An 18,397-nucleotide genomic window follows, 5' to 3' on the forward strand; every position below is an offset into this window, starting at 1 on the left:
TGGCGTTTCGCGCCCATCCCCCGAGAGCAGGCCCCGATGAACTCCTCCTCCGACGACCTCCTGATCACCACCCCGGTCACGGCCGGGCTGCTGCGCGGCGCGCTCGACGTGGAGCGCACCGCGCACGGCCTGCTGCCGCACCGCCTGCCGGCCCCGGCCCGGCGGCGGATACCCGACGACCAGCTGGCGCAGGCCGAGGCGCAGCCGTCCGGCGTGCGGCTCGCCTTCCGCACCCGGGCCACCCGGGTGGAGCTCGAGGTCCTGCCCACCAGGCGCGCCTACCGCGGCGCCCCCGCGGCTCCCGCGGACGGCTCCTACGACCTGGTGGTCGACGGTGTCGTGACCGGCCGGACCGGCGTTCCGGGCGGCCGGGTCCGCACGGTCGACCTCGCGGACGGCTCGGTCGACGTGCGTGAGGGCGCTCCCGGCGTCGCGCGCTTCACCGGCCTGCCCGACCGGGACAAGGACGTCGAGATCTGGCTCCCGCACAACGAGGTCACCGAGCTGATCGCGCTGCGCACCGACGCCCCGGTCGAGCCCGCCCCGGACCGCGGACGCCGGGTCTGGCTGCACCACGGCAGCTCGATCAGCCACGGGTCCGACGCGGCCCACCCGACGGGGACCTGGCCCGCCCTGGCCGCCGCCGCGGGCGGGGTGGAGCTGATCAACCTGGGGTTCAGCGGGAGCGCCCTGCTCGATCCGTTCACCGCCCGCGCCATGCGGGACACCCCGGCCGACCTGATCAGCGTCAAGCTCGGCATCAACGTCGTCAACACCGACGCGATGCGTCTGCGCGCCTTCGTCCCCGCGGTCCACGGCTTCCTCGACACCCTGCGCGACGGCCACCCGGACACGCCGCTGCTCGTGGTCTCGCCCGTCTTCTGCCCGCTGCACGAGGACACCCCCGGGCCGCTCGCCTTCGACTTCTCCGACGGCGCGGTGGGGTACCGGGCCACCGGCGACCCCGCCGAGGTGGCCGCCGGGCGTCTGACGCTCAAGGTGATCCGGCGGGCCCTGGCCCGCGTCGTCGAGGAGCGGTCCGCGGAGGACCCGCACCTGTTCCACCTCGACGGCCTCGACCTGTTCGGCGAGCGGGACCACGCCGAACTGCCGCTCCCGGACGACCTCCACCCCTCCCCGGAGGGCCACCGCCGCATCGCCGAGAACTTCGCCCGGCTGGCGTTCGGACCGGAGGCGCCGTTCGGCGCGTGAGCGGGCGGCAGGAGGGGGACGGCGGGGTGCCCGCCGTCCCCCTCCCCCGGTCAGAACGCCGTCAGGACGCCGTCAGAACGCCGTCGGGGCATCGTCAGGACGCCGGCTCGACGTCCGGGATGCCGTTGGCGGGCGGCGCGTCCTTGGCCGCGGAGTCGTCCTCCTTGATCGGCGCGTCACCGATGTCGGTGACCAGGACCGGCGTCAGGGACTCGCCCTTGCCGTCCTTGAGGCGGACCACCTCCATGCCGGAGATGCCGAGGTGGCTGTCCTTCGAGTACCGGAACGGCGCGAGGCCGGGACCCTCCAGGGTGGAGCCGACCTTCTCCAGCGCCTCGACCACGCCCTCGCGGGTGGGGTCGTCCCCCGCCGCCTGGAGTGCCTGGACGAAGGTGTAGGCCTGGGACATGCCGTAGATCCGGTAGTTGGTCAGGTCGCCCTCCGCGCCATGGGCGTCCCACACCTTCTGCCAGAGCTTCAGCCACTCGCTGTCGGTGGCGTCCGTGCCGGGGATGTACTCGGTGGTGAGCACCCCGTCGAGCAGGCCGGCGCTGCCCTTGACCTTGCCCTCGGAGAACCGGGCCAGCAGCGCGCCGACCAGGGCGGGGTCGGAGCCGACGTTGCTGTAGAACCACTTCGCCTTGAAGTTGATCTTCATGGCGGTGAGCTGGCTGAGGGCCGTGTACGAGGGGACGTTGAAGCCGAGGACCAGGTCGACGTCGGCCGCCTGGAGCGCGGCGAGCTGCGGGGCGACGTCGGTGTTGCCCGGCGTGTACTTGACGGTCTCGACGATCTGGTCGTCGATGTACTTGCGGGCGCCGGCCTCGCCGTCGCGGCCGAAGTCGTCGTCCTGGAGGAACAGGCCCACCTTGGCGTCGGGCATGTTCTCCTTGACCCACTGCCCGATGATCTTGCCCTCGATCATGTAGTCCGGCTGCCAGCCGAAGGAGTAGGGCCGCTTCGCGGGGTCGTCGCCCCACATCAGCGAGCCGCTGGAGACCATCAGGTCCGGCACCTTCTCGGCGTTCAGGAAGTCGACCACGGCGCTGTGGGTGGGCGTGCCGAGCCCGGCCACCATGCCGAAGATCTCCTCCTTCAGCACCAGTTCGTTGGTGACGGTGCTGGTGTTGGTCGGGTTGTAGGCGTCGTCCTTGACCACGTACTCGATCTTGCGGCCGTTGATGCCGCCGTTGGCGTTGACGTAGTCGTAGTAGGCCTTGTGGCCGCTGGGGATCTCGCTGTAGCCGGGGGCGGCGACACCGGTCAGCGGGAAGTGCGCGCCGATCTTGATGGTGTCCTCGGTGATGCCGGCCTCGGCGGTGGACTTCCCGTCGCCGTCGCCGGGCCGGCCGCCGGCGCCGCACGCGGCGAGCAGGGCGCCCGCGGTGAGCAGGCCGGCCAGCCGGGTCGCCCGGCGGAACCTTCGCGTTCGCTGCACGGTGGTGCCTCCTTCGGTGGGGTGCGGCCCGGGGTGCCGCCGCGTGGGTTCGGTGGCGGGCCTCATGCGGCGCCCCGGCGCCGCCAGAGGTTGCGGACGGTTCCGGTGATGCCGGCGGGCGCGACGAGGATCACCACGATCATCGTCAGCCCGTAGACCGCCGGGGCGAGTTCGGCCGCCCGGACGTCGGTGAGGCCGGCGTCCATGCCGAGATCGGTGACCAGGTGCGGCAGGAAGGTCAGCAGGGCCGAGCCGATCAGCGCGCCGGTCAGGCTGCCCAGGCCGCCGAGCACCACGGCGCTGAGCAGGGTCAGGGAGAGGGTGAGCGAGAAGCCGCTGGGCGCGGTGATCCGCACCGCCATCGCCATCACCGCGCCGGCCAGTCCGGCGCAGGCGGTGGAGACCACGAAGGCGAGCACACGGGCCCGGCCCAGGTGGATGCCGGCGATCTCGGCGGCCACCTCGTCGTCCCGGACGGCCCGCCAGGTGCGGCCGACCCGGCTGTGCGTCAGGTTGGCGAGCAGCACGTAGGTGACGAGCAGCGTCCACCAGCCGATGTACGCCACGTACTTGGTGGGGTTGAGCTCGCTGCCGGTGACGAAGTAGACGGCGTCCAGGACCCAGGCCGGGATCTCGGGCATCCGCACGCCCAGCCCTTGTTCGCCGCCCAGGCTCTCGAAGTGCAGCACCACGCCCGGCACCGCGACGGCCAGCGCCAGGGTGGCGCCGGCGATGTACGGGCCGTGCAGCCGGGCGGCGGCCACACCGACCGCGGCGCCGACCGCCAGGGTCACCAGGGTGGCGGCCACCAGCACGACCGGCAGCGGGAACGCGGTCCCCTCCCCGTCCAGGAACAGCGCCGTGGTGTAGGCGCCGACCGCCATGAACGCGCCGTGGCCGAGGGAGAGTTGTCCGTTGAGGCCGGTGAGGACGGTGAGGCCGCCGGCCGCGATGCCGAGGTAGGCCATCGAGGCGAGCTGGGAGTTGGCGAAGGAGCCGGTCGTCTCCATCACGACCGTGACGGCGAGCAGGCCGAGGACGGCGAGGGTCAGGTGCCGGAGCAGGACCGAGCTGTCCCAGCGCCGCCGCAGTCCCCCTCGGGGCTTCCCGGCGGGTGCGGGCGCCTTCCCCGCGGACGGGTTGGTCTCCGTGGTGGCCATGGTCGTCAGACCCTCCGTTCCGCGTGGTGCGAGAAGAGACCGCCGGGCCGCAGCAGCAGCACGGCCATCAGGATCAACAGCGCCGCCAGCGGCACCAGTTCGGACCCGAGGTAGCCGCTGACGGCGCTCAGCGACAGGCCGAGCAGCAGGCCGCCGATCACCGATCCGACGGGGCTGTCCAGGCCGCCCAGCACGGCGGCGACGAAGCCGTAGACCACCACCGAGTCCATGTAGCCGGGGTGCACCAGGCTCCCGCCGGCGATCAGCAGTCCGGACAACGAGCCGACCAGCGCGGCCAGCGCCCAGCCGAGGGTGAGCATCCGCCCCACCTTGACGCCCAGGACGCGGGCCACCTCCTGGTTGAAGGCGGCGGCCCGCATCTTCAGTCCGACCTCGGTGTACCGGAAGAGCAGCACCAGCAGGCCCATCACGACCATCACGGCGACGACGGTGAAGACGCCGAAGCCGGTGAGGGCGATGGAGGTGTCCCCGACGGTGAGGCCGCGGACGCCGAAGGGCGCGGGGAAGGACCGGTAGCGGGAGCCGAAGACGATGCCCGCGAGGGCGTGGATCAGGATGAACAGGCCCAGGGTGAGGATCACCGCGTTGATCTCGGCCTTGCCCTCGACGGGCCGGACGACGACGCGTTCCACCACCGCGCCGAGCAGCAGACCGCTGACCAGCGCGGCGGCGAAGCCGATCCAGTAGGAGTGGCCGGCGTCGATGACGACCAGGGCGATGTAGGTGGTGATCATCGCCATCGGGGCCTGGGCGAAGTTGACGATCCGTGTGGAGCGCCAGATCAGGCACAGTGCCAGCGCGAACGCCGCGTAGACCGCTCCGAGGGTCAGCCCGCCGAGCGCGGTGGTGAGGAGCTGCTGCACGAGGACTCCAGTGGTTCCAAGGGCGTGGGTCAGAAACCGAGGTAGGCGTGGCGGAGCTTCTCGTCGGCGGCCAGTGCCGCGGCCTCGTCCTGCACGACGACCTTGCCGAGGTTGAGCACCACGCCGATGTCGGCGATGGACAGGGCGCTGCGGGCGTTCTGCTCGACGAGCACGACGGTCAGGCCCTCGCTCGCCACCAGGGACCGCAGCAGGTCGAAGATCTGGGCGACGATCCGCGGGGCGAGGCCGAGCGACGGTTCGTCGAGCAGCAGGACCTTGGGGGCGGCCATCAGGGCGCGGCCGATGACCAGCATCTGCCGTTCGCCGCCGGACAGCACGTGGGCGGTGGCGTCGTGGCGTTCGCCGAGCACCGGGAAGAGGCGGCAGATCCGCTCCATGTCGGCCGCGCGGGTCTTCGCGGGCCGGTGCAGGCCGCCCAGGCGGAGGTTCTCCTCCACGGTCAGCTCGGTGATCACGCCGCGTCCCTCGGGGACGTGGGCGAGGCCGAGTCCGGCCATGTCCTCGGCGGGGGTGCGGGTGATGTCGCGCCCGTCGAGCAGCACCTGCCCGCGTTCCGCGCGCACCAGCCCGGAGGCGGTGCGCAGCAGGGTGGTCTTGCCGGCCCCGTTGGCGCCGAGGACGGCGGTGACCTTGCCCTGGCGGGCCGTGAAGGAGACCCCGTCCAGGGCGCGGACCGGCCCGTAGGCGGTGGTCAGGTCGCGTACCTCGAACATGTCAGTCCCCCGTCCCCGGCCGGTCCTGGCCGACCTCTTCGCCGAGGTAGGCGGCGACCACGGCGGGGTCGCGGCGCACCTCGTCGGGGCCGCCGCGGGCGATGACCCGCCCGAAGTCGAGCACGGTGATGTCGTCGCACACGCTCATCACCAGGTCCATGTGGTGTTCCACCAGCATCACGGCCATCCGGTCGGTGAGGCCGCGGATGAGTTCGCCGAGCTCGGCCATCTCGTCGTTGGCCAGGCCGCTCGCGGGCTCGTCGAGCAGCAGCAGGTCGGGTTCGCCGACCAGGGCGCGGGCCAGGGCGACGCGTTTGCGGACCGGGTAGGGGAGGCTGGCGGGGTACCGGTCCGCGTACTCCTCCACGCCGAGTCCGGCCAGTGCCTCGCGGGCGAGTCCGGCGAGGCGGGCGTCGTCGTGGGAGCCGCGGCCCAGGCCGAGGAGCGCGGAGCCGAAGCCGGCCGTGGCGTGCCGGTCGGCGCCGACCATCACGTTCTCCAGCACGGTCATCCGGTCGAAGAGGCCGAGGCCCTGGAGGGTCCGGCCGATGCCGAGGGAGGCCAGCCGGTGCGGGCGCAGTCCGGTCAGTTCCTCGCCCTTCCAGACCAGCCGGCCGGTGTCGGGGCGGACGAAGCCGCAGGCCACGTTGAACAGCGTGGTCTTTCCGGCGCCGTTGGGCCCGATGACGCCGAGGACCTGCCGGGGCGCCACGTCGAGCGACACCTCGGCCAGCGCCTGGACGCCGCCGAAGCGGACCGACACGTCGGTGATCGAGAAGAGGGCCGGGGTGTCGTCGCTGCGGTCCGTGGATGCTGTCGTGGGTGGGCTCACCGTGCGCTCCCTTGTCTGCCCTGGCCGGGCCCCCGCCCCGAGGGCGGCTGCCCGCTGTTCGGCTGCGGCGATCCCCTACCGTGGGCGCTGTGCACAGAATCCGACATGGGCGGAGTGCACAAAGTCGCTGGTGCGCAGTGCCCTGGGCGATCGTCCGGGGTCTGGCGCGGCTGTGCGCTCCGTGCCATCCTCCGTGGCCATGGGCAATGGCATGGGCCTGACGACCGCCGCGTCGGGGTCCTCCGGTGACGAGGGGCCCGGCGAGGACGTGCGCCGTGCCGTCGAGCGGGCCTGGGCCTCGCTGCTGCCGCGCGCGGACGCCATCGCCGACGACATCACCCTGACCCTGCTGTCCAAGGACTGGCACGGTGACGCGGGCCCCGAGTTGCGCGCCGACATCCGCTCCAGCGTGCGCGAACACGTCGGCCGCGGCATCCGCACGATGGCGGGGCTGGCCCGCACCGGTGAGAGCACCGTGTACCTGTGGCGGGAGACCGGCCGGCGGCGGGCGCGCCAGGGGGTGCGCATGGAACATGTGCTGAACGCCTACAGCCTCGGGTCGCGGGTGCTGTGGGAGGCGCTGCTGAGCCGCCACGACCGCCGGGACGAGGACGTCGACGACCATGTGCTGGTCCTGGCCGGGCGTCAGATCTGGGCGGCGCTGGACCTGCAGAACGCCACGCTGGTGGAGTCCTACCGCCGCGAGGAGGCCCGGCTGCACAACCGCGACCTGCGGCGCCGTCAGCGGCTGCTGGACGGCCTGGTGGAGGGGCGGGGCGCGGACCCGGTGTTCGCCGCCGAGGCCCGCGAGGTGCTGGACCTCGGCGCCCGTGAGCCGGTGGCCTGTGTGGTGGCCCCCTTCGACGGTCTGCCCGACGGTCCGGTCCGCGGCGGCGAGGACCGCCTGGAGCGGCTGGGGGTGACGTCCTGCTGGCACGTCCGCGGCGACATCACGTTCGCCCTGGTGGCCGTCGGCGGCACCGGTGTGGACGGCCTGGCGCGGGCGCTGGAACCGGCGGTCGTGGGCCGTGCCGGGGTGGCCGCCTCCCCCGACGGCCTGGCCGGCTTCGCCACCGCCTACCGGCTCGCCGCCCAGGCCGCGGACACGGTGCCGCGCGGCACGGCGGGCGTGGTCCCGGTGACCGACCGCCTGCCGGAGGTGCTGCTGCGGGCCAGCCCGGAGGCGACCGCGGTCCTGGTCGAGGAGACCGTGAGCCCCCTGCTGGCCCAGCCGCCCCAGCAGGCGGCCGTCCTGCTGGAGACCCTGCGCGCGCTGCTCGCCCACCACGGCTCGCCCACCCACGCCGCCAAGCAGCTGTTCTGCCACCGCAACACGGTCATCTACCGCATGCGCCAGATCGAGGAGCTCACCGGCCGCAGCCTCCGCGACCCCCGCGACCGCCTCCTCCTCACCCTCGGCGAGATGGCCGCGCCGCAGGCGTGAGGAGGCCGGCCCCTCCCCCGCCGCGCGGGGTCACAGCCAGGTGTCGTCCAGGTCGACCAGGGTGGTGTCCAGGGACGCCAGCAGGTCCAGCTTGGGGTGGACGGACGGCAGTTCGTGGGTGAAGAAGTACCGCGCGGCGGCCCGCTTGCCGGCGTGGAAGGCGCTCTGTCGCTCGCCGGTGGCGACGGCCTGCTCCAGCCACAGCCAGGCGACCACGACATGGCCGAAGGCCTCCAGGTACTGCCAGGCGTTGGCCAGCGCCGCCTTCGGATCGCCGCCCGCCCACAAGGCCGCCGTCACCTCGCGCACCCGGTCCAGCGCGGCGACCAGGGCCCGCGACTGCGCCGCCCACTCCTCGCCGGCCCGGGCCGTGGTGGCGCGGACCCGCGCGGCGAGCAGTTCCAGCCCGGCGCCGCCCGCCTGGAGGACCTTGCGGCCCAGCAGGTCGGCGGCCTGGATGCCGTGGGTGCCCTCGTGGATGGGGTTGAGCCGGTTGTCGCGGTAGAACTGCTCGACCGGGTAGTCGCGGGTGTAGCCGTAGCCGCCGTGGACCTGGATGGCGTGGTCGTTCGCCGCCGGGCCCCACACCGAGGGCCAGGTCTTGACGACGGGCGTCAGCAGGTCGAGCAGCAGCCCGGCCTCCTCGCGCGCCTGCTCCGTCTCCCCGGTGTCCTGCTCGTCCAGCAGCCGCGCCGCGTACAGCACCAGGGCCAGGGAGCCCTCGGCGTAGCACTTGGAGGAGAGCAGCATCCGCCGGACGTCGGCGTGCTCGATGATCGGCACCGGCGGCCGGGCCGCGTCCTTGCCGCCCACCGGCCGCCCCTGCGTGCGGGTGCGGGCGTACTCGAGCGCGTGCAGGTAGCCGGTGTACCCGAGGGCCGCGGCTCCGGCGCCGACGCCGATCCGGGCCTCGTTCATCATGTGGAACATCTGCCGCAGCCCGTCGCCCTCCCGGCCGACGAGGTGTCCGACCGCGCCCTCCCGGCCGCCGGGCGTGTGCACGCCCTCGCCGAAGTTGAGCAGGGTGTTGACGGTGCCGCGGTAGCCCATCTTGTGGTTGAGGCCGGCCAGCACCACGTCGTTGCGCTCGCCGAGCCGGCCGCCGTCCTCGACGAGGAACTTGGGCACGATGAACAGCGACAGCCCCTTCACCCCGGCCGGGGCGCCCTCGGTGCGGGCCAGCACCAGGTGGACGATGTTCTCGCTGAGGTCGTGCTCGCCGCCGGAGATCCACATCTTGGTGCCGAACAGCCGGTGGGCGCCGCTCGCGCCGTCCTCGGGGACCGCCTTGGTGGTGATGTCGGCGAGCGAGGAGCCGACGGCCGGCTCGGACAGGCACATGGTGCCGAAGAAGCGGCCCTCGATCATCGGCCGCACGAAGGTGTCGATCTGCTCCTCGGAGCCGTGCGCCAGCAGCAGGTTGGCGTTGGCCATGGTGAGCATCGGGTAGCTGGCGGTGCCGATGTTCGCGGCCTGGAACCAGGCGAAGCAGGCCTGCATCACCGTGCGCGGGAGCTGGATACCGCCGACCTCGGCGTCCATCGCGCCGGCGATCAGCCCGGCCTCGGCATACGCCCGGAGGGCGGGCCCCACCTCGGGGATGATGTGCACCCGCTCGCCGTCGAACCGGGGCTCGTTGAGGTCGGCGGTGCGGTTGTGGGGCGCGAACAGCTCCGTGGCGAGCTGCTCGGAGACGTCCAGGACGGCCTCGAAGGTCTCCCTCGAGTGGTCGGCGAACCGCTTCCGCCGCGTCAGCTCGGTGACCTGGAGCCACTCGAAGAGCAGGAACTCCAGGTCACGCGCGGAAAGAATGCTGCTGCTCATGCTGTTCACCCTGCTCGTCGGATCGAAGGCCCTCCGTCGCTCCCGTACCGGCCGACAAACCGCAGCCCGACCGGTCGGTATGCGCTGCCCACCAGAACCTATCGGAGCGAATCCGCATGTCAAGCGAGGTGTGACGGGGCTCGCTCCCCACCGGCCGCCCGGCCGCCGGAGGTCTGGTCCTCTGGCAGCCGGAAGGTGCTGTTGACACGCCTGCGCCGCCCGGTCAGTCTCTGCTCAGCCCCCCACGGCGCGCCGCTTGTCATGCCCTCTCCAACCAGCGGCATCAACCCACCAGGAGTGCCTTGATGACCTCCCCCCGCCCCCGAAGACTCCGTGCCGCGACGGCGCTGCTGGCCGCTCTCGCGGGCATCGGCGCGGCCGCCGTCACCGGCCCCGCCCAGGCGGCCCCGCCGTCCGCGGATTCCACCCGCACGGTGTCCTACCGCGGGTACACGATCGACGTCCCCGCCGACTGGCGCGTGGTCGACCTGGACCGGAACCCCCGCGCCTGCGTCCGCTTCGACGAGCCCGCCGTCTACCTGGGCGAGCCCGGGCAGGAGAACGACTGCCCGGCCGGCCTCGTCGGCCGGACCGCGGGCATCGTGGTCGAGCCCATCACCGCCCGCTCCGCCGGCCAGGCCACGGCGGCCACCGCGCGGGCCCAGCGCGGCAAGGCCACCGCCCCCTCCGCCGTCTCCAGCGACGACGCGATCCGGATCGCGGTCGAGGACGCCGGCCTCCTGGTGACCGCCGCGCACACCCCGCACACCGAGGGCCTGGTGCGTGACGTGCTCGGCACCGCGAAGCTCACCGCCGGGGCGGAGCGCAGGGAACTCCCCCGCACCGCCGGGCAGCCGTCCGCGGTGGCCCCGCTGGCGGCGGCCGGCCCGCAGCCGGGCAACTACACGGGCAAGGGCTTCGACGCCTGCACCGCCCCGTCGCAGAGCGCCATGAACGCCTGGAAGGCGAACTCGCCCTACAGCGCCGTCGGCGTCTACATCAGCGGCTCCTTCCGCGGCTGCTCCCAGCCGAACCTGACCGCGAGCTGGGTGACGACCCAGACCGCCAACGGCTGGCGCCTGATCCCCATCGACGTCGGCCGCCAGGCCCCGTGCACCAACTACTCGCTGAAGATGTCCGCCGACCCGGCCACGGCCAGGTCCCAGGGCGTGTCGGCCGCGGCCGCCGCCGTCACCGCCGCCTCCAACCTGGGCATCCCGGCGGGCAGCGCCGTCTACTCCGACATCGAGGCGTACACCTCCACGGCCTCCTGCAAGGCCGCCGTCCTCTCCTACCTCTCCGGCTGGACGGAGCGCCTGCACAGCAGCGGCTACCTGTCGGGCTTCTACTCCAGCGCCGCCTCGGGCATCCGGGACGCCGCCTCGGAGTACGACAACCCGGCGTACACCCGCGTCGACCACCTCTTCTACGCCTGGTGGAACGGCGCCGCGGACACCAACACCGGCACGTACGTGCCGGCCTCCTACTGGGCCAACCACCAGCGCATCCACCAGTACGTCGGCGAGGTCACCGAGACCTACGGCGGCTACTCGATCAACATCGACCGCGACTACCTGGACGTGGGCACCGGCGGCACGACCCCGCCGCCGGCCACCTGCACGGGCGCGAACCTCAACTTCACCGCGTACGCGACGGTCCAGAGCGGGTCGTCCGGCGAGCTGGTCAAGGCCGCCCAGTGCCTGCTGACCGCCGCCGGACACAACCCCGGTGCCCCGGACGGCGTCTTCGGCTCGGGCACCGCGACCGCGGTCCGCTCCTTCCAGACGGCCAAGGGGCTCACGGCCGACGGCGTGGTGGGCCCGAAGACGTGGACCGCGCTGCTCTCCCGCGGCGCCACCACCACCGTGCAGAGCGGGTCGACGGGCGAGCCGGTGACCCGGCTGCAGCGGGCCCTGACGGCCGCGCTCGGCCGGACGGTCGCCATCGACGGGGTCTTCGGCTCGGGCACCGGTCAGGCGGTCCGCGACTACCAGTCCTCGCGGGGGCTGACCGCCGACGGCATCGTCGGCTCCGGCACCTGGGGCGCGCTGCAGGCGGGGCGGTGACGGATCCCATGACCTCTCAGGTGCCTCCGACCGCCCCGACAGCTCCGACCACCGTGCCCTCCGCGTCCCCCGAGACCCAGGTGACCGCAGTGACCTCCGTGCCCGCAGTGCCCGCTGTCAGGCGACTCCGTTACCTCGTCGCCCTGTTCGCCGCCCTCGCGGGGCTGCTGCTGGGCTCCGGCGCCCCCGCCCAGGCCTTCTCGCAGGCCGCGTTCCCGCTCGCCGCGAGCGGCAGCCGCGGCACCGACGTCCTCGCCCTCCAGCACCTGCTGACCGCCCACGGCCGCACCGTCGCGACCGACGGCGTCTTCGGCACCGGGACGCGCAGCGCGGTCGTGGCGTTCCAGCAGTCCAAGGGCCTGACCGCGGACGGCGTCGTCGGCGCCGCCACCTGGGGCGCGCTGGTCCTCACCGTCCGCGAGGGCGACAACGGGCCGGCCGTGAAGGCGCTCCAGGCGCAGCTCAACGCCAAGCGCGGCGCGGGCCTCACGGTGGACGGCGACTTCGGCCCCGCCACCGCCTCGGCGGTGCGCACCTTCCAGTCGCACGCCGGGATCGGCGTGGACGGCGTGGTGGGCACGACCACCTGGAAGAACCTCCTCTGGCACTACGAGAAGATCGACTTCGGCCCCGGCACGATGTGCGCCCAGAGCCCCGACGGCAACGCCAACGCCCACTGGGCGACCGCCGGCGCCGTCGCCCAGCTCGAGGCGGCCGCCGCCACCTTCGCCACCACCGGCAACGGAAGGCTGCCGGTCGGCGACGCGGGCTTCGAGCACGGCGGTGACATCCCGGGCCACGCCAGCCACGAGGTCGGCATGGACATCGACGTGTGGCCCATCCGCACCGACTCCGCCCAGTGCACCGCGGGCCGCATCACCTGGCAGTCCTCCACCTACGACCGCGCGGCCACCCGCCGTCTCGTCCAGGAGATCCGCGCCAAGGCCCCCGGCCGCGTCGAGCTGATCTTCTTCAACGACCCGCAGCTCATCTCGGAGGGCCTCACCACGAGTTACCCGAACCACGACAACCACCTGCACATCCGCTACCGGTAGGCCGGAGCCGCCGGGCCCGGGGCAGCGATCCCGGGCCCGGCCCTCTGCCCCGGTCAGCCCCGGCCCCGGCGCCCCGGACGGCCACCGTCGTCGCGATCACACCGATATCGGCTTTACGCAGGCCGGCTCCCCGATTATCGTCGCCTAGACGAAAAGGAGCCCCATGGACCTGCTCAACGCCCTGCGCGAACCCCTCTTCACCTGGCTGGAGACACCCGTCAGCTGGACGGAACTGCTCGGCTTCGGCAGCGGTGCCCTCTGCGTCTGGCTGGTCGCCCGCCAGCACATCGCCAACTGGCCCATAGGCATCGCCAACAACCTGCTCTTCATCCTGCTCTTCACGGACTCCGGCCTGTACGCCGACGCCGCGCTGCAGGTCGTCTTCATCGCCCTGGCCTGCTACGGCTGGTGGACCTGGGTCCGCGGCGGCGGCCCCGGCGAGCGGCTGCGGGTCCGGCGCACCAGCCAGCGGGAGTGGACGTGGCTGCTGGCGGCCGGGGCGGCCGGGTTCGCCGCGATCTGGCTGCTGCTGGACCGCGCGACGGACTCGACCGTGCCGCAGTGGGACGCCCTGACCACGGCCCTGTCGCTGATGGCGACCTACGGGCAGTGCCGCAAGCGCGTGGAGTCGTGGTGGCTCTGGATCGCGGCGGACGTCGTCTACATCGCGCTCTACGCGCACAAGGACCTCTACCTGACGTCCCTGCTGTACGCCGGCTTCCTGGTGCTGTGCGTGATCGGCCTGCGCAACTGGCGTGGCGCGCTGCGCCACGACATGGCGGTGGCGGCATGAGGTACGGACACGGCCTGGTCCTGGGCAAGTTCTACCCGCCGCACGCCGGCCACCACCACCTCGTGCGGACCGCCGCCGAGCGGTGCGAGCGGCTGACGGTGCTGGTGTGCGCCTCCTCGGTGGAGTCGGTGCCGCTGGCGGACCGGGTGGCGTGGATGCGGGAGGCGCACCCGGGGTGCGAGGTGGTGGGGGCCGTGGACGACATCCCGGTCGACCTCACCGACCCGGACGTCTGGGCGGCGCACGTGGCGATATTCCGCGCAGCCGTCCCGGGGCGGATCGACGCGGTCTTCACCTCGGAGTCCTACGGCGAGGAACTGGGCCGCCGGATGGGCGCGGCGTCCGTGTCGGTGGACCCGGACCGGACGGCGTACCCGGTGTCCGGCACCGCCGTCCGCAAGGACCCGGTCGGCTGCTGGCCGTACCTCGCCCCGCCGGTGCGGGGTGCGCTCGCCCGGCGCGTGGTCGTCCTCGGCGCGGAGTCCACGGGCACCACGACGCTGGCGCGGGACCTCGCCGAGCACTACCGCGGGCGCGGCGGGGTGTGGGCGCGGACGCGCTGGGTGCCCGAGTACGGACGGGAGTTCAGCGAGCGGAAGCTGGAGGCGCTCGGCCCCGGGGGGACCTGGACGGACGTCTCCTTCGCCTCGGAGGAGTTCCCGCTGATCGCCGCCGAGCAGCTGGCGCGTGAGGACCGCGCGGCGCGGGAGGGGTCGCCGGTGCTCTTCTGCGACACGGACGCCTTCGCCACGACGATCTGGCACGAGCGGTACCTGGGCTCCGCGAACCCGGCGGTGGCGCGCGTCGCGGAGGAGGGCCGCCGCCAGCACCTGTGGCTGCTCACGGACCACGCGGACGTCCCGTTCGAGGACGACGGCCTGCGCGACGGCGAGCACCTGCGCCCGTGGATGACCGACCGTTTCGAAGCCGAACTGACGCGTACCGGGCGTCCGTTCCGCGTCCTGCGCGGTTCCCGGGAGCGGCGCCTGGCGGAGGCGGTGGAGGCGGTGGAGCAACTGCTGGCGGCGGACTGGGGGTTCACGGACCCGCTGCCGGAGCGGCGCGGCTGATCGCGACGGCGGATGCGTGCGCCTGCCGCGGCTCCGCCGCGTCGGCGCCCCGGGGTTGAGGCCGGACGTGCCGTCGACGCCCTCAAACGCCGTCGACTCCGCCGGCGGGCGGTGTCAGGATCGGGGTGGACACAACTCGCCCGACAGACAAGGACGTTCATGCCCGCCTACGCCATCGCGCGCCTGCAGGACGCTGCCCCGCACCCGGAGATCGCCGAGTACATCGAGCGCGTGCCCGCCACCTTCGAGCCCTACGGCGGCCGTTTCCTCGTGCACGCCACCCCGCACGAGGTGAAGGAGGGGAACTGGCCCGGGGGCGTGGTGATGATCGGCTTCCCGGGGATCGAGGAGGCGCGGGCCTGGTGGGACTCCCCCGCGTACCGGGAGATCGCCCCGCTGCGGTCGCGGCACATCGAGGGCGACATCATCCTCGTCGAGGGCGTGCCCGAGGGGTACGACCCGGCGGTGACCGCCAAGGCGATGCGGGACGGGCTCGCCGGGGCCTGACGCGCCCACGGCCGCCGCCCGCCGCCCCGGGGAGAGGGCGGCGGGCGGCGGCGGGCGTCAGGCGGACGCCGCCAGGGTGCGCGCGGCGCTCGCCAGCGCCGCCGAGGCCAGGGCGCGCCGGCCCTCGGAGGTCATGTGTTCGGCCAGGTCGGCGAACCGTTCCAGCGCCTTGGCCGCCTGCTTGGGCCGCTCGGCCTGCCGGAGCTGCGCCTCGAGCCGCCGGGTCTCGCCGGTGGTCAGGACGCCCTGGGTCGCGTAGCCGTCCAGGAGGGCGCCCAGGGAGGACCTGGTGACGGCCAGACCGGCGGTGGTGACCTGCACGGTGGTCGTCGAGGTGACCGACGGGTCGGACTCGCTGGTGGCCGTGACGGTCACCGTCGCCCGGGAGGCCGCGCCGGGGGACGCGGTGGCGTAGGCGGCGACGGGCAGGGTCGCGCCCGCGGGCACGGCCCGCACCTCGTAGGGCAGGGCGACCTTCCAGCCGTCGCCCCGCACCGTGGCCTCGAGCCGGTAGACGTCCTCGCCGTGGACGCCCGGTCCGGCCTGGCCGGTGTTGGCGAGCGGGGCGCCGATCAGCGCGGTGGAGCCGCCGACGGGCGTGCCGGTCGCCCGGCCCAGGGCGGCGCCGCGCCGCTGCGGGCCCGCGGCGTCCAGGGCGCGTACGGCGACCTGGTAGGTCAGCACGCCCTCGGCGTCGCGCCACACGTCCAGGACGTAGAAGTGGAGGCCGTTCGGCTCGTCGATCCACTCGTAGGCGGAGCCGGAGGCGGTGCCGGCGTGGAAGGTGGCGTCGTCGAGCTGGCGGGGGTCGCCGCGCACCACCATGACGTCCTCGCCGTTCGGTCCCTTGTAGTCGACGCGGCCGATGTCGCGCGGGTTGGCGTCGACCAGCCACTCGCGGGGCGAACCCTGGGTGCGGTTCTGGGACAGCAGGACGCCGTGGCCGGCGGTGAAGGAGTCGTTGCCGACACGGTCGACGACCTCCATGGTGTAGTCCTGCCAGTTGCCGCCCTTGGGGCACCAGAAGCGGGTGTCGGTCTCGCCGATGCGCGCCATCTGGTCCTCGCAGGCGCCCAGCCGGAACCCGTCGACGTCGAGGTCGAGGGCGACCTTCTGGCCCTCGCCGGGCACGTACTCGCGGGCGCGCAGGGTGGCGACGGCGACGCCGTCGTCGCGGAGGGCCGCCTTGGTGAGGTGGACGGTCTCCTCCTCGCCGAGGATGCCCAGCGCCTGCTTGTAGTGGACCATGTGGTGCGGGCCGAGGGCGGAGCCGCCCTGGTTGGGCACCTGCCAGCGGTTGTGGGTGCCGCCGGGGCCGTTGAAGGTGCCGCGGGACATCATCTCCCAGTAGCCGGTGTAGTTGCGGGTGTCGTCGGCGAAGGGGTTGTTGTAGTTGTCCGGCAGGTCGCGCAGGTGGCTGAACTCGTGGGCGAACACGCTGAGTCCGGAGCTCTCCGCCTGGGTGGAGATGCCGCCGCCCGCGTTCGGCCAGTGGTTGGCGGCGGCCCGCCAGCTGGTCCACTCCACGTAGCGCGTCCTGGCCCAGTTGGTCATCGGCTGACCGAGCTGGTTGAGGACGGGGTCGCCGTTCTCGTCGCGCGGGGGCCCGAGCGCGGCGGGGACGTCCTCCTTGGTGGCGTACTTCTGGCGGCCGAACTCCTCCCAGGTGGAGGACTCGTCGTGGCCGGCGGTGACGATGAAGATGTTGTCGAAGCCGCAGAAGTCGGCGGTGGAGCAGCCGATGGCAGCGCGCCACAGGCGCAGGGTGTCGGTGCGCAGGTCCTTGCCGCAGGTGTCGCCCATCGGGCAGAACTGCGCCATGGGCCCGTTCATCCGGTTGTCGATGCCGTACTCGTGGAGCTTGCCCGGAAGGGTGTAGGTGCCGAAGACCTCGGCGTCCACGCCGATCTTCCCGAAGGAGTCCTCCATCCAGTACGAGTGGAGGGTCTGGTGGCCGTTGTACTCGTTCGGGACGGTGTAGTAGTCCTGGTACCAGTCGCGGACCTGGTCCTCCGGGACCGGCTCGAAGTCCTTGCCGTAGGGGTTGCCGAAGGGGTGGCTGCCCGGTTCCTGGGTGATCAGCATGGGCTGGTCGGTGAAGTCGACCAGCAGCACGGCGGTGCGGTACTGCGCCTCCGAGCCCCGGGAGGTGGCCGCGGAGGCCCACTCCTCGGGGCGGACGTTCACGTAGTCGTCCCAGGTCATGTCCGCCTGGTCGGTCCACCGCTGCGGGTCGGCGGCGACGACGGGGCCGGTCGCGGCGGGGGCTGCGGGCGCGGCGGCGACCGGGGACTGCAGGGTGGCGGTGGCGGCGAGGATCGCGCCGGCGACGACCGCGGCGAGCCGGCCGGTAGGCCTGGCCGCGCGGCGCCGTGCGCGGGGTGAGCGGTTCGGTTCCGTGGTCCGGGTACGTCGTCTCACGAAGCGATGTCTCCTTGACGGTGCCCAGGGCGGCCCGGTCGGGACGCGCCCGCCCGGGACCCTAGCGACGCCTGGGGCGGAATATCACCCCCCGCGTCACCGCGGTCGCGGCCCGACGGGATGTCACCGACCGCTGCGGGCCCGTCAGGCGCGGGCCAGGACGTCCCCGGCCTGCGCTTCGACCTGCTCCCGGGCAGCGGACGGCAGGTCGCCGAGAGCGGTTCCGGCCAGGGCGTCGAGGATCCGGCGGACGCCCGCGCCGTCGTCGTACGCCGCCTCCCCGGTGGTCACCTCGTAGCCGTCCCGCACGGCGACCCGCAGACTGCGGCGCCCGTCCGCCTCGGCGTGCACCGCGGTGGCGACGACCAGCGGCGGCGGCCCGCCCGCGTCGGCGGGCAGCTTGAGGTAGCCGTCGGCGAGGGGCGCGCGCCAGCGCAGGGACAGCAGGACGGAGCGCTTGGCGACGACCTCGGCGAGGTCGGTGTCGTAGGTGCGGCCCGCCTCCAGCACGGTGGCGCGGGCGTCCAGCACCAGGGCCGCGGGCAGCAGGCAGCGCAGGGAGCTGCCGACGATGTTGCCGCCCACGGTGGCCGTGCGGCGCACGGCGCCGGTGCCGATGGTCCCGGCGGCGCGGCGCAGCACGGCGGGGACGCGGTCGTCGACCTGGTGGAGGAGGACGGCGGCGCCGAGGGCCTCGGCCTCGACGACGTTGGCCTCCGGGACCTGGCGGAGCGAGACGGCCTGCTCGGGGAAGCCGTCGCGTTGCCAGGTGGCCCAGACCAAGGTCGCCCCGCCTATCGGGACGGCCCCTTCGGCGAGGTGGCGTTGGGCTTCGGACACGGTTCTGGGCAGGTGCAACTGCACGGTGGGGCGCCTCATTTCGGCGGGGACGCGGAGTGGACGTGCGTGCCCTACCCTCTTCGGCCGCCCCCGACACGGGGCGACACGCGACCGGCA

Annotated in this window: 15 protein-coding genes; 7 read left to right on the top strand and 8 right to left on the bottom strand. The window is 73.5% G+C overall.

Annotation, left to right across the window (positions count from 1 at the left end; genetic code table 11):
* Window positions 1-36 precede the first annotated feature (36 nt).
* Window positions 37-1,212, top strand: a complete 1,176-nt coding sequence (locus ACWD3O_RS19445) for a GDSL-type esterase/lipase family protein (protein ID WP_451416700.1) — start codon at window positions 37-39, stop codon at window positions 1,210-1,212.
* Window positions 1,213-1,306: 94 nt separating this feature from the next.
* On the opposite strand, the gene ACWD3O_RS19450 is transcribed toward ACWD3O_RS19445, so the two are convergent.
* The 5 genes from ACWD3O_RS19450 to ACWD3O_RS19470 all read right to left on the bottom strand — a co-directional run bounded on the left by ACWD3O_RS19450 (window position 1,307) and on the right by ACWD3O_RS19470 (window position 6,260).
* The gene (locus tag ACWD3O_RS19450) at window positions 1,307-2,650 is read right to left on the bottom strand and encodes an ABC transporter substrate-binding protein (protein WP_451416701.1); all 1,344 of its coding nucleotides are present in this window, start codon (window positions 2,648-2,650) and stop codon (window positions 1,307-1,309) included.
* 62 nt (window positions 2,651-2,712) lie between these two features.
* Window positions 2,713-3,810, bottom strand: a complete 1,098-nt coding sequence (locus ACWD3O_RS19455) for a branched-chain amino acid ABC transporter permease (RefSeq protein WP_451416702.1) — start codon at window positions 3,808-3,810, stop codon at window positions 2,713-2,715.
* A 5-nt stretch (window positions 3,811-3,815) separates the two neighbouring features.
* Window positions 3,816-4,694 (bottom strand): branched-chain amino acid ABC transporter permease, encoded by an 879-nt coding sequence (locus tag ACWD3O_RS19460; protein WP_451408772.1) that lies wholly within the window; start codon window positions 4,692-4,694, stop codon window positions 3,816-3,818.
* 29 nt (window positions 4,695-4,723) lie between these two features.
* The gene (locus ACWD3O_RS19465) at window positions 4,724-5,428 is read right to left on the bottom strand and encodes an ABC transporter ATP-binding protein (RefSeq protein WP_451416703.1); all 705 of its coding nucleotides are present in this window, start codon (window positions 5,426-5,428) and stop codon (window positions 4,724-4,726) included.
* 1 nt (window position 5,429) lies between these two features.
* Window positions 5,430-6,260 carry an ABC transporter ATP-binding protein gene (locus ACWD3O_RS19470; protein WP_451416704.1) on the bottom strand — a complete coding sequence of 277 codons (831 nt, stop codon included), beginning with the start codon at window positions 6,258-6,260 and terminating at the stop codon, window positions 5,430-5,432.
* A gap of 199 nt (window positions 6,261-6,459) precedes the next feature.
* Here ACWD3O_RS19470 and ACWD3O_RS19475 point away from each other — a divergent pair, with 199 nt between their 5' ends.
* Window positions 6,460-7,704 carry a PucR family transcriptional regulator gene (locus ACWD3O_RS19475; RefSeq protein WP_451416705.1) on the top strand — a complete coding sequence of 415 codons (1,245 nt, stop codon included), beginning with the start codon at window positions 6,460-6,462 and terminating at the stop codon, window positions 7,702-7,704.
* Between the two features lie 30 nt (window positions 7,705-7,734).
* Here the strand turns inward: ACWD3O_RS19475 and ACWD3O_RS19480 are convergent, their stop codons facing one another.
* Complete coding sequence (locus tag ACWD3O_RS19480) at window positions 7,735-9,528, bottom strand: acyl-CoA dehydrogenase (protein ID WP_451416706.1); 1,794 nt, start codon at window positions 9,526-9,528, stop codon at window positions 7,735-7,737.
* Window positions 9,529-9,833: 305 nt separating this feature from the next.
* Between ACWD3O_RS19480 and ACWD3O_RS19485 the strand changes: the two genes are divergently transcribed.
* The 5 genes from ACWD3O_RS19485 (at window position 9,834) to ACWD3O_RS19505 (ending at window position 15,019) form a co-directional block, all read left to right on the top strand.
* Window positions 9,834-11,594 carry a glycoside hydrolase domain-containing protein gene (locus ACWD3O_RS19485; protein ID WP_451416707.1) on the top strand — a complete coding sequence of 587 codons (1,761 nt, stop codon included), beginning with the start codon at window positions 9,834-9,836 and terminating at the stop codon, window positions 11,592-11,594.
* A 98-nt stretch (window positions 11,595-11,692) separates the two neighbouring features.
* Window positions 11,693-12,649 (top strand): penicillin-insensitive murein endopeptidase, encoded by a 957-nt coding sequence (locus tag ACWD3O_RS19490; RefSeq protein WP_451416708.1) that lies wholly within the window; start codon window positions 11,693-11,695, stop codon window positions 12,647-12,649.
* A gap of 163 nt (window positions 12,650-12,812) precedes the next feature.
* Complete coding sequence (gene pnuC, locus ACWD3O_RS19495; protein ID WP_451416709.1) at window positions 12,813-13,442, top strand: nicotinamide riboside transporter PnuC; 630 nt, start codon at window positions 12,813-12,815, stop codon at window positions 13,440-13,442.
* Window positions 13,439-14,512, top strand: coding sequence for an AAA family ATPase (locus ACWD3O_RS19500; RefSeq protein ID WP_451416710.1), 1,074 nt, complete (start codon window positions 13,439-13,441; stop codon window positions 14,510-14,512). Before pnuC ends, ACWD3O_RS19500 begins: the two co-directional genes overlap by 4 nt.
* 159 nt (window positions 14,513-14,671) lie before the next feature.
* On the top strand, window positions 14,672-15,019 hold the full coding sequence (locus ACWD3O_RS19505; RefSeq protein ID WP_451408781.1) for a DUF1330 domain-containing protein: 348 nt from the start codon (window positions 14,672-14,674) through the stop codon (window positions 15,017-15,019).
* Window positions 15,020-15,076: 57 nt separating this feature from the next.
* Here ACWD3O_RS19505 and ACWD3O_RS19510 read toward each other — a convergent pair whose 3' ends face one another.
* Both ACWD3O_RS19510 and ACWD3O_RS19515 read right to left on the bottom strand, forming a co-directional pair.
* Entirely contained in the window at window positions 15,077-17,440 is a 2,364-nt protein-coding gene (locus tag ACWD3O_RS19510) for a M6 family metalloprotease domain-containing protein (protein ID WP_451416711.1), read from the bottom strand.
* Between the two features lie 144 nt (window positions 17,441-17,584).
* Window positions 17,585-18,304 carry an FAD binding domain-containing protein gene (locus tag ACWD3O_RS19515; RefSeq protein ID WP_451416712.1) on the bottom strand — a complete coding sequence of 240 codons (720 nt, stop codon included), beginning with the start codon at window positions 18,302-18,304 and terminating at the stop codon, window positions 17,585-17,587.
* Window positions 18,305-18,397 lie beyond the last annotated feature (93 nt).

The sequence above is a fragment of the Streptomyces sp. NPDC002640 genome (assembly GCF_053592575.1).

Excerpts from the sequence above, each read along its gene's own strand:
- ACWD3O_RS19445 (WP_451416700.1), top strand. The coding sequence starts at position 37 with ATGAACTCCTCCTCCGACGACCTCCTGATCACCACCCCGGTCACGGCC.
- ACWD3O_RS19455 (WP_451416702.1), bottom strand. The coding sequence starts at position 3,810 with ATGGCCACCACGGAGACCAACCCGTCCGCGGGGAAGGCGCCCGCACCC.
- ACWD3O_RS19465 (WP_451416703.1), bottom strand. The coding sequence starts at position 5,428 with ATGTTCGAGGTACGCGACCTGACCACCGCCTACGGGCCGGTCCGCGCC.
- ACWD3O_RS19475 (WP_451416705.1), top strand. The coding sequence starts at position 6,460 with ATGGGCAATGGCATGGGCCTGACGACCGCCGCGTCGGGGTCCTCCGGT.
- ACWD3O_RS19480 (WP_451416706.1), bottom strand. The coding sequence starts at position 9,528 with ATGAGCAGCAGCATTCTTTCCGCGCGTGACCTGGAGTTCCTGCTCTTC.
- ACWD3O_RS19485 (WP_451416707.1), top strand. The coding sequence starts at position 9,834 with ATGACCTCCCCCCGCCCCCGAAGACTCCGTGCCGCGACGGCGCTGCTG.
- pnuC (WP_451416709.1), top strand. The coding sequence starts at position 12,813 with ATGGACCTGCTCAACGCCCTGCGCGAACCCCTCTTCACCTGGCTGGAG.
- ACWD3O_RS19500 (WP_451416710.1), top strand. The coding sequence starts at position 13,439 with ATGAGGTACGGACACGGCCTGGTCCTGGGCAAGTTCTACCCGCCGCAC.
- ACWD3O_RS19505 (WP_451408781.1), top strand. The coding sequence starts at position 14,672 with ATGCCCGCCTACGCCATCGCGCGCCTGCAGGACGCTGCCCCGCACCCG.